The sequence below is a fragment of the Seonamhaeicola marinus genome (assembly GCF_008085455.1).
Genome location: NZ_VSDQ01000903.1, coordinates 1 through 710, shown reverse-complemented (window position 1 = coordinate 710; position 710 = coordinate 1). Strand labels below are relative to the sequence as shown.

Below are 710 nucleotides of genomic sequence, written 5' to 3'. Positions count from 1 at the left end.
AAAGCTGAAATTGATGATATTGATCACTTATCTAACCGTCGTGTACGTACAGTTGGTGAGCAATTATCACAACAGTTTGGTGTTGGTTTAGCACGTATGGCACGTACCATTCGTGAGCGTATGAACGTTCGTGATAATGAAGTGTTTACACCAATTGATTTAATTAACGCGAAAACATTATCTTCAGTAATTAATTCATTTTTTGGTACAAACCAGTTATCTCAATTCATGGATCAAACAAATCCATTAGCTGAGATTACTCACAAGCGTCGTTTATCAGCTTTAGGTCCAGGTGGTCTTTCTCGTGAAAGAGCTGGTTTTGAGGTTCGAGACGTTCACTATACACACTATGGGCGTTTATGTCCTATTGAAACACCAGAGGGACCAAACATTGGTCTTATCTCGTCACTTTCGGTATATGCTAAAGTAAATTCAATGGGATTCATTGAAACACCTTATAGAAAAGTATCTGAAGGTGTTGTAGATATTAAAAATGAACCAACATATTTAAGTGCTGAAGAAGAAGAAGAGAGATTAATTGCGCAAGCTACTGTAAATGTAGATGACGATGGTAAAATATTACACGATAAGGTAATTGCTAGAATGGAAGGTGATTTCCCAGTAATTGACCCATCTGAATTACATTATACCGATGTTGCACCAAACCAAATTTCGTCAATTTCAGCATCGTTAATCCCATTCTTAGAGCA

Annotated in this window: 1 pseudogene; it reads left to right on the top strand. The window is 36.9% G+C overall.

Features of this window, described 5'->3' with window-relative positions:
- A pseudogene (gene rpoB, locus FUA24_RS24730) lies at nt 1–710 on the top strand (DNA-directed RNA polymerase subunit beta); the annotation flags it as partial.